The sequence below is a fragment of the uncultured Gemella sp. genome, assembly GCF_963525875.1.
Taxonomy (GTDB): Bacteria; Bacillota; Bacilli; order Staphylococcales; family Gemellaceae; genus Gemella.
Genome location: NZ_CAURMG010000046.1, coordinates 1 through 9,363, shown reverse-complemented (window position 1 = coordinate 9,363; position 9,363 = coordinate 1). Strand labels below are relative to the sequence as shown.

Genomic DNA, 9,363 nt, shown 5'->3' with positions numbered 1-9,363 from the left:
AAAGCGAATTTAGATATCAATAAACCACTGCGTCTATGTGTTCTCATATGAATTTTCTTAAAATTTAGAACTTTTGGGACAGCCCATCTCTCAATATATTATTCATTTATAAAAAACCTCTCAAAAAATAAAAATGCTAGGATAGGATAAGTCCTATCACTAACATTATTTAAATACATGTAATGAATTCTTAAAGTACTCTATACCTGATAAAATTGTTAGAATCACTGAAATCCACAATAGTATATAGTCTAATTGGAAACCAATTGAGTTAAATATAGGATTACCTAGTAATATTAAGATAATAGCAATAAGTTGGCTAATAGTTTTAAGTTTACCTAAAATACCGGCAGGTATCACTTCTCCTCTTTCAACTGCAAGTAGTCTAAGACCTGTAACAGCAAATTCTCTTGCAATTACAACAACTACCATCCAGCTATGCATTAAACCTAATTCAACCATAACTATAAAGGCACTTCCTACTAAAAGCTTATCAGCCAAAGGATCTAAAAATTTCCCCATATTAGTTACTAAATTATACTTTCTTGCCAAATATCCATCAATAAAATCAGTTAATGAAGCAAAGATAAATATTAAAGCAGCTATGAAAATATTTATTGTTATTTCTCTTCCTCCAAGAATAGAAATACTTCCTCCCATGTCTACTAGTAAAAAAATTATAAATACAGGTATTAATATTGTTCTAAATAAAGTTATTTTATTTGGTAGATTCATTATTATTACTTACCCTTCTTACATAAATATAAAATTAATTCATTAATAATTATATCATATTCTATAATTTGCTACAATAAAAAATACAGGATAAAATTTATTATCCCATATTTTTCATTTTTATTATGCGCCAGGCGCACTAGGAGCAGGATTTGCCGGTGCAGCTGGTGTTTCTGCTGGTGTAGGAGTTGGCGTTGGGTTTGCCGGTGCAGCTGGCGTTTCTGCTGGTGCTGGAGTTGGCGTTGGATTTGCCGGTGCAGCTGGCGTTTCTGCTGGTGCTGGAGTTGGCGTTGAATTTGAGTTACTATTCGTATTAGTATTACTTGTATTCGTATTTGCATTTGTGTTTGTGTTACTGTTGTTAGTGTTATTAGCGTTAGAATTACTATTATTACTATTACTATTAGTATTTGAATTATCTCGTCTAGTATTATTTGTAGCATTAGAATTACTATTATTGTTATTTGTATTATTATTTGTATTTGCAACTGGTGCATTACTATCAGTTCTACCACGTTCAATATTTTGCTTAGTTTCTTGAGAAACTTGACTTCCAACATTAGTTAAAGCTTTTGTTAATACCTCTAAAATTTCATTTAAATCTCTTTGTTTTTCAAATAATACGTTTTTATTTTCATTGATTAAAGATTGTAAATCAGATAATTCTTTTTTAGCTTTCTCAACTTTTGCATTATCTTTTTTATCTGCATCATTTAATGTTAACTTATTAATTTTATCTTTCAAATCATTACTAAGTTTTTCACGCATTTCTTTAACTGTTTTTTCAAAATCATTTCTTACTTTATCTTTATTTTCAGCTGCAACTTCATCTTTATAACCTTGTAACTCTTTAAGTACATTTAGCTTTTTATTAAAATCATTTTCTTTATCAAACTTACTTTTACTTTCGGTAATAATTTTTTCAAGTTTTGATTTACTTTTATTTATAATAAATTTATTTGGTGCAATCTGATACTTTTGATAAGCATAAGCAGATAAACCAATTACTGACATGATTACTACGCTAAGTAATCCAACTAATAATTTTTTATTCTTTTTCAATTTTAAATACCTCTTTTCTCTTTATAGTTTTATGGTTTACATAATTTATAATATGTAAACTTATTTACTCGTAATCTTCTGCAAACTCTTTTTCTAAGAATACTTTTCTAGGTTTACTTCCATCAACTGGTCCAATATATCCATCTTCCTCTAACATATCTATTATTCGAGCAGCCCTATTATAACCAATTTTAAATCTTCTTTGTAATAATGATGCGGATGCTTTTTGGGTTTTTGCAATAAATAATAATACTTCTTTATATAATGGATCCACTTCATCATCTGATGAAACCCCTCCTTGTGAACTTACTTCACTTGGGGTCATGTTAGGATCATACTGAGCCTCAGATTGACTTTTAACATAATCAACTACTTTTTCTACTTCCTCATCTGAAAGGAACGCACCTTGAATACGTACTGGTTTACTCGAATCAGCAGATAAATAAAGCATATCACCTTTTCCTAATAATGTTTCGGCACCTGATTTATCTAATATTGTTCTTGAGTCAATACTTGAACTTACAGCAAATGCTATTCTTGATGGGATATTTGTTTTAATTACCCCAGTTATTACGTCTACTGATGGTCTTTGTGTGGCTATTATCATATGTATTCCTGCAGCACGAGCTTTTTGTGCTATACGAGCAATTGATTCCTCAACTTCTTTAGATGATACCATCATTAAATCAGCTAACTCGTCAATTATAACAACTATGTACGGCAGTTCTTTATAATCAGGATCTTTTGCTGCAATTTTGTTATAACCTTCCATATTTCTAACACGAGCTCTAGCAAACTCTCTATACCTATTTTCCATCTCTAGCACTACTTTATGAAGTACATCTGCGGCTTTTATTGGATCTGTAACTACCGAAGTAAGAAGATGTGGTATACCATCATAAATAGATAATTCTACCATTTTTGGGTCAATCATAATTAATTTAACTTTATCTGGCCTATTTTTTAATAAGATACTAGTAATAATAGTATTAACACACACAGATTTACCACTTCCTGTAGATCCAGCTATTAGTAAATGTGGTGTTTTATCGATTCTTGTAAACATTGATTCTCCTGATACATCCTTACCTAATGCGACAGATAACGGAGAATTATCTTCATCATTAACAAATACTTCTTTCATTGTAACTAATTCATTTACAGTATTAGGAATTTCAATACCAATTAGTGATTTACCTGGTATCGGAGCTTCTATACGTACATCTTTAGCTGCTAAATTCAATGCAATATCATTACTTAAATTTACAATTTTACTTACCTTTGTTCCAGGAGTCGGTAATATTTGGAATTGAGTAATCGATGGTCCAACTATCGCCTTAACAATCTTGACTTCTATACCAAAGTTATTAAAAGTACTTTGAAGGATTTTTGATTTCTCAACAACATCCCCTTTTGTAATAGTTTGTTTTTTCACTGGATTATTTAACAATGTAACCGGAGGAAGTTGGTAATTATCATATGATTCTTCTGATTTTAAATCATTTGTAACTTCTTCAATTTCACTATTATTTATTCTAGATTTCTTTTGTTTTCTTGTAGGTTTTTGGATGAATTGCTCATCATCATTTACTTCGTCTTCTTTAAATTCTCTAATATCAACTACTAAATCTTTGTCTTTAATATTATTATATCTTTTCTCATTTGAATTTTCTTGTTCAATATCAACAGTAGAATATTCATCATAGATAATATCGTCTTCATAAAATTCTGTTGTATCTTCTACATATTCATTTTTATCAAAAGCGTTAACAATATAATACTTCAGTTTTAAAACAAATGTTCTATGATTTATATTGAAGTATAAGAAAATAACAGTAATTATTGCTGAAATAATAACAAGTAATGATCCGTAATATGATAATAAATAAATTAACAATTTTATAGGATAATATGAAAATAATCCACCACCAAACTTTGTTACCATGTTATTATATATATCATTGAAACTTATATAATTACTATCATTATTTCCTACATAAATTAATTGAAATAATAAATCAATTAACACAAATAATGTTGTAACAATAACAGGTGTCTTAACTTTTTTATTAATAATATAATATATCGGAGTTGCTATTATAATTATATAAAGAATATAGCTAAAACTACCAAATAAATATTTAAATAATGAATCAAAAAATTTCCCAATAAAGCCCATTTGTAAAATAGATAGTACTACTATAAGAACAGAAATTACAAAATATAAGCCTCTATATGTTTCCTTAGTCAATATAGGAATTACATTATTTTTTGAAGATTTTTTTGACGGAGCCTTCTTACTAATGACTTTATTATTTTTTTTATTTTTTGTAGTTTTTTTAGTGCTTTTTGATTTTTTATTGCTCAATCTTCTCTCCTTTCTAGTCTTCTTCTACATATACTGCCTCTGTAGGACAGTTTTCTTGCGCTTCGAGAACTAAACTATGATACTTTTCTAAAATTTCATCTCTCATTTCATTATTATCTACAATACAATAAGCAATTCCATCCTCATCATAATCATAGACATCTGGACATATAGCATTACAATTACCACACGCAATACAATCTTCTCGAATTATTTTAGTTTTCATAATCTTCTTCTTTCAAATACTTTGAAAATTTATCTAAAGACTCTTTCCTATGGCTGATACTATTCTTTTGTTCTGAAGTTAATTCGGCGAATGTTTTTTCTAAACTTGGTACATAAAAGATTGGATCATAACCGAATCCATTATTTCCCCTTTTCTCAAATATTATTTCACCGTGACATTCTCCTCTAAAAGTTATTTCAGTACCATCTGGTTTAACAAGAGCTATTACAGAAACAAATTTAGCTTCAGATTTTTCACCATTTAATTCTGCTAAAACTTTTTCAATATTTTTTTCATCAGTTTGTTCTACTGAATATCTTGCAGAATAAACACCCGGTCTTCCATCTAAAAGAGCTACACTCAGTCCACTATCATCAGCAATTGCAGCTTTACCAGAATGTTTTGCTATAGTTCTTGCTTTTATTAAAGCATTTTCCTCAAATGTAGTACCATCTTCAATTATATCTTCATAATATCCAATATCTTTAAGTGTTAAAATTTTATAATCATCTAAAATACTTTTAATCTCTTCCACTTTATGAGCGTTATTAGATGCTAATATTAATTCTTTCATTTATTTTCTCCTATATTTCAACAACTTCTGCATTGATTTCTTTATTTAACCATTTAGAAGCAATATTATTAAAATTATCACTATGTTGTGAGATGAAAAATTTATGATCTTTTTTATTAACCTTCTTCTGATGAAGTTTTGCATATCCTAATACTGTACTTACTTCTCGCGCTGCTTCTCTACCAGAAGATATAACCTTAATATTATTTCCATAGTATTCTTCAATATCTTTTTTTAATATTGGATAGTGTGTGCAACCTAAAACTACAGTATCGACACCTAAAGTATTCGTATTTTCTAATGTTTCTTTAATCATTCGTCGTGTTGCCTCTTTATCAAGATTACCTTCTGTCTCAATAAATGGTACAAACATTGGACAAGCTTTATCAAAGACAACAATATCAGAATTTATATTTTCTATTTCTAGATCATAAACTTTTGAATTTGCTGTAAATTTTGTTCCTAATACAAGTACTTTATTATTTTCTGTTGCTTGAATAGCACGTCTTGCACCTGGTTGAACAACCCCTATTATAGGAACGTCATATTTGTTTTGTAAATATTCAAGGGCAGCTGCCGTTGCCGTATTACACGCCAAGACAACCATCTTAACCCCCTTATCTATCAAGAATTTTACTGCTCTATCCGTATTTACTATTATCTCTTCCTTATTTTTATCTCCATAAGGACAGTTTTTAACATCTCCGAAATAATAAATAGTTTCGTTAGGTAATTGCCTCATAATTTCACGAGCAACTGTTAAACCCCCTACTCCACTATCAAATACTCCTATTGCATTATTCATATAAAGCCTCTTTCTTAATTAGAACTAAGCATTTCTTCAAGTTCTAATATTTTAGTATAAGATTTAGTTTCTATTCCTATGAATTCTTTAAATACAACATTTAAAAAGGAAAATAGACGAAGTAAATCTTTATTATCAATTTCTAAACCTTCTAAAAAGTTTATATTTTTAACAGTCATATAATATGTCAGCTTTACTAAAGCATCATTTAACCCAAATATACTCTGATCTATGTTAAATTTATCAACAAAACTACTTTTTAAAAAACTATAACCAATATAGATATACTCTGTCTTTTGATATTTAAACATAAAACCTTGTTCTTTTAATATTTGACATAAATAATAAATCAAAACAAGTTTTTCAGAAATACCGTTCTCTATATTAACCAAGCATAATTTTAATAATTTATACATATTAATAGAACTATCATTAATTAAGTTAGCATACTCTAACATATTCGATACATAACTATTTTTCAAAATATCATAAACTATAGTGGTATATGTATTTTCAATTTCTAAATTTGTTATTTTATTCATACCATTTGTAGGAAAGAAATTTATTGATACTTCATAAGGTGTGCTAACTTTTATTTTCTTTTTACTTTTATGTACATTCTCATAAAAGAAACTCTCTATATTACCATGTTCTGTCAATACATGTAGTATTTCATGATAATCTCTATATCTTATTTTTTTAATAATTATTCCTGTTATGAAATTTCTATTAGTCAAAGATATCATCCCTATAACCTAAATCTCGAATTTGATTTGGTTTTGATCTCCAATTATCAATAACTTTAACCCAAAGTTCTAAAAATACTTTCTCACCTAAAAGAACTTCGATATCTTTTCTAGCTCTTGAGCCTATTTCTTTAATCATTTTACCTTGTTTACCAATAATCATACCTTTTTGAGATTTTCTTTCAACAACAATTGTTGCAATAATATTTTTCTTCTTACCTGCTTCTTTTTCAATTCGATCTATAACAACGGCAATAGAATGTGGAATTTCTTGTTCTGTTAATTGCAGTACTTTTTCTCGTATAAATTCCGAGATTACAAAATATTCAGGTGAATCGGTTATTACATCATCAGGATACATTTTATAACTTGGTTGTAAATATTTTTTTGTTGTATTTAGTAAATTATCTACGTTAATTGACTTAAGGGCTGAAATAGGAATTATTTCCACAAAATCATACAAATCTTTGTAAAATTCAATTATTTGAATTAATTGTTCAGGTGAAATTAAATCGATTTTATTAATTAATAGGAATGTTGGAACTTTTAACTCCTTAACAATATTTATTAGATGTTGATCTCCAGGTCCAAATTTCTCACTAGCATTAATGATTAAATATACTATCTCTGACTCTTGTATTGCACTACTAGCAAGTTTCATCATATAATCACCTAGTCTATGTTTTGGTTTATGAATACCAGGTGTATCTATAAATACAATTTGAGAATCACTGTCTGTATAAACACCATTAATAATATTTCTAGTAGTTTGTGGTTTATCAGACATAATTGCAATTTTTTGTTGTAATATGTTATTTAATAGCGTTGATTTACCGGCATTAGGTCTACCTATAATTGTGACAAATCCTGTTTTAATTTGTTCTTCAAACATGCTTATCTCCTTAAACCAAATTTCTCTAAAATTTCATCTTGTTTACTAAACATTTCTTTTTCATCTTCTTCAGTCATGTGATCATAACCTAATAAATGTAGAAATCCATGGACAGCAAGAAAACCTATTTCTCTATCGAAACTATGTTCATACTCCTTAGCCTGTTCATGTGCAATATCAACACAGATAATTACATCTCCAATTGAATTAATCTCATCTTCAAGACCGACAATATCAATTTCATCTTCAACTTCATCATTTAGTGCAAAAGAAATAACATCAGTAGGAACATCCTTGCCTCTATAATCACGATTAATTTCTTGTATTTCATCTTTAGTTACAAAAGACAATGACATCTCAGTAATTTCAGTATCAACATTTTCATACTCGGCAGCACATTCCAATAATTTTAGTAACATATCTTTAGTGTTGTCTTCAACTAAGTTATTATCATCTATAATATCAACAAATGTCATGTTTTTCTCCTTTTAAATTCTTATAAAACGGTAGTAATTTAAAAATTGTGATTTCGAAGAAATCTATATTCAGTCACAACTCCGAAAATTTATTAGATATCTAAAAGCTTATTTTTAAAAATTTGATATCTATAATTCTCAGCATTTATGTGTTTTTTACACACCTTTTCGGATAACTCAAAATACTCCGCAAATTACTGTAATTTATTAAAATTTTGTTGTCTTAACGCTTCATAAATTATTAAGGCAGCAGTATTCGACAAGTTTAATGAGCGAACATTCTCACTCATTGGGATACGCAATGCTTGTTCACTATATTTTTCTCTAAAATCTTTTGGTAATCCTTTTGTCTCTCTTCCGAAAATAAAGTAAATATCTTCATTATTTTCATTTGAAAAATCAAAATCACAGTAATTTTTCGAACCAAATTTAGTTATTAAAAAATAATTCTTATCATTTGTAGCTTTCAAAAATTCATCAAAACTATCCCACACAACTAAATCTAAATTATCCCAATAATCTAAACCTGCTCTTTTAACATGTTTATCATCAATTGAAAAACCTAACGGTCTAATTAAGTGTAGCCTTGTATTAGTACCAACACAAGTTCGAGCAATGTTCCCTGTGTTAGCAGGAATTTCTGGTTGGAATAAAACTATATTATTCATAAATTATCTTAGAATGGAAGCTTGCCGCCAAACATTCTTCCAAGACCCTTTCTCTTAGATTTATCATTCATAAGCCCGCCAAATTGCTTCATCATTTTTCTCATTTCTTCAAACTGTTTGATAAGCTTATGAACTTCATTTATAGGACGTCCACTACCTTGTGCAATACGTTTTCTACGTGGAACGCTAATAATATCAGGATTTTGTCTTTCTTCAATAGTCATCGATTTAATAATTGCCTCAATGTAGACAAATTGTTTTTCATCAACTGCATCTAAATTCATATTTTTAAGTTTACCCATACCTGGAATCATCCCAAGTATATCTTTAAGACTTCCAAGTTTTTTTACTTGTTCTAATTGAATTAGAAAATCCTCAAAAGTAAAACTTTGATTTAGAATTTTTTCTTGCATTTTTTTTGCTTCATCTTCGTCTATTGACGCTTGAGCTTTTTCTATTAGTGTAAGTACATCACCCATACCTAAGATACGTGATGCCATACGTTCAGGGTGGAACAACTCTAAGTCATTCATTTTTTCACCCATACCAACTAATTTAATAGGTTTTCCTGTAATAGATTTAATAGATAATGCAGCACCACCACGTGTATCTCCATCTAATTTAGTAAGTACTAAACCAGTAATATCTAATTGTTCATCAAAAGAAGTAGCAATATTTACTGCTTCTTGTCCAATCATAGCGTCAACGACTAATAGTATCTCATCTGGTGTTGTTGCGGCCTTAATATTTTTTAACTCATCCATTAATAATTCATCAATGTGAAGACGTCCTGCAGTATCAATAATTACAT

At 28.6% G+C, this 9,363-nt stretch carries 11 protein-coding genes; all 11 read right to left on the bottom strand.

What is annotated here, in order from left to right; translation table 11 throughout:
* Positions 1 to 165 precede the first annotated feature (165 nt).
* Positions 166 to 735 (bottom strand): CDP-diacylglycerol--glycerol-3-phosphate 3-phosphatidyltransferase, encoded by a 570-nt coding sequence (gene pgsA / locus RWQ73_RS06970; RefSeq protein WP_314407601.1) that lies wholly within the window; start codon positions 733 to 735, stop codon positions 166 to 168.
* A 123-nt stretch (positions 736 to 858) separates the two neighbouring features.
* Positions 859 to 1,797 (bottom strand): hypothetical protein, encoded by a 939-nt coding sequence (locus RWQ73_RS06965; protein WP_314407599.1) that lies wholly within the window; start codon positions 1,795 to 1,797, stop codon positions 859 to 861.
* Positions 1,798 to 1,861: 64 nt separating this feature from the next.
* Positions 1,862 to 3,976 (bottom strand): DNA translocase FtsK, encoded by a 2,115-nt coding sequence (locus tag RWQ73_RS06960; RefSeq protein ID WP_399541131.1) that lies wholly within the window; start codon positions 3,974 to 3,976, stop codon positions 1,862 to 1,864.
* 202 nt (positions 3,977 to 4,178) lie between these two features.
* A complete protein-coding gene (locus tag RWQ73_RS06955) occupies positions 4,179 to 4,391 on the bottom strand; it encodes a ferredoxin (protein ID WP_314407595.1) in 213 nt (70 codons plus the stop codon).
* Positions 4,381 to 4,965 carry an XTP/dITP diphosphatase gene (locus RWQ73_RS06950; RefSeq protein ID WP_314407593.1) on the bottom strand — a complete coding sequence of 195 codons (585 nt, stop codon included), beginning with the start codon at positions 4,963 to 4,965 and terminating at the stop codon, positions 4,381 to 4,383. Before RWQ73_RS06950 ends, RWQ73_RS06955 begins: the two co-directional genes overlap by 11 nt.
* Before the next feature lie 10 nt (positions 4,966 to 4,975).
* Positions 4,976 to 5,770, bottom strand: a complete 795-nt coding sequence (gene racE, locus RWQ73_RS06945; protein WP_314407591.1) for a glutamate racemase — start codon at positions 5,768 to 5,770, stop codon at positions 4,976 to 4,978.
* Between the two features lie 14 nt (positions 5,771 to 5,784).
* The gene (locus RWQ73_RS06940; protein WP_314407589.1) at positions 5,785 to 6,516 is read right to left on the bottom strand and encodes a DNA repair protein RecO; all 732 of its coding nucleotides are present in this window, start codon (positions 6,514 to 6,516) and stop codon (positions 5,785 to 5,787) included.
* Positions 6,500 to 7,408, bottom strand: a complete 909-nt coding sequence (era, locus tag RWQ73_RS06935; RefSeq protein ID WP_314407587.1) for a GTPase Era — start codon at positions 7,406 to 7,408, stop codon at positions 6,500 to 6,502. Before era ends, RWQ73_RS06940 begins: the two co-directional genes overlap by 17 nt.
* Before the next feature lie 2 nt (positions 7,409 to 7,410).
* Complete coding sequence (gene ybeY, locus RWQ73_RS06930) at positions 7,411 to 7,884, bottom strand: rRNA maturation RNase YbeY (protein ID WP_314407585.1); 474 nt, start codon at positions 7,882 to 7,884, stop codon at positions 7,411 to 7,413.
* A gap of 194 nt (positions 7,885 to 8,078) precedes the next feature.
* The gene (gene trmL, locus RWQ73_RS06925; RefSeq protein WP_314407583.1) at positions 8,079 to 8,552 is read right to left on the bottom strand and encodes a tRNA (uridine(34)/cytosine(34)/5-carboxymethylaminomethyluridine(34)-2'-O)-methyltransferase TrmL; all 474 of its coding nucleotides are present in this window, start codon (positions 8,550 to 8,552) and stop codon (positions 8,079 to 8,081) included.
* Between the two features lie 8 nt (positions 8,553 to 8,560).
* Positions 8,561 to 9,363: signal recognition particle protein (locus RWQ73_RS06920; RefSeq protein WP_399541126.1), on the bottom strand; the 803-nt coding region annotated here is incomplete at its 5' end.